We start from the raw sequence: 812 nt of genomic DNA on the forward strand, positions 1-812 counted from the left end.
TCTTCTGCTTGTTTGCCACCTGACGGCTTTTCACCAGTAACATTCATGCGCGTGAGCACCTCTTCAAAACGTCGCCACGTTTTAACCCCACCAAGCAATAATATATAGATCGCCTTTTCTTGCTCCTCTTCCCATGACAAATAAAACGTCGTCACTAAAGTATTGAGCATAATGCCAACGGTTTCCGGCAATAATTCTTCAAACGGCACCTCACCGGTCACATCGTTCCCATTAGGGTTGAAATGCTTAGTGATCCGCTGTGCCAGCTGACGGGCTTCCTTTTTCTTCTCGGATTCACTCTTCCAATTTTCTAACCTATCATCCCACCAAATATTGATTGATTGACGGCTGTTCATTACCGCCTGTTTAAGTGCTTCTTGTGGATTAGCAATCATATCGCTAGCAAAAGCCATATAACTAGACAGCATAAGGTGCTCGTAAACGCGACTATCTATATTATCCAGTACCCGGTAATCGGTCGCTTTTAAGCCTTTAAAAAGGATAACCGCGAGTTGCCATAGCTGCTCAAAATCAATCACAGTACCAAAGCCACCACTGGCGCCAGGGCCAAACACCAGACGACCAGAACAGTTAAAAATGAAACGTCCCCTGTCTATCGCTAGCTGAAAATCCCATCCCACTCCGGCACCAATAGCCACATTACCGTTGGCACCTACTTTGGCGAGGGTGGCGAAATCAAACACCTTATCCAGTTTGGTATCTTGCGGCGCTTTCCATTCCAGCCCCCCTTCAACCTGACCTCCAACTTGAGCACCACCAAAGATATCGCCTTTCACGCCGACACCACCAGA

The 812-nt window shown here is 47.0% G+C and carries 1 pseudogene; it reads right to left on the reverse strand.

Annotated elements, in window-relative coordinates:
• Positions 1 to 812, reverse strand: a pseudogene (locus tag QTN95_RS20880) (LysM peptidoglycan-binding domain-containing protein); the annotation flags it as partial.

It is taken from the genome of Vibrio sp. M260112 (assembly GCF_036533775.1).
Lineage (GTDB): Bacteria > Pseudomonadota > Gammaproteobacteria > Enterobacterales > Vibrionaceae > Vibrio.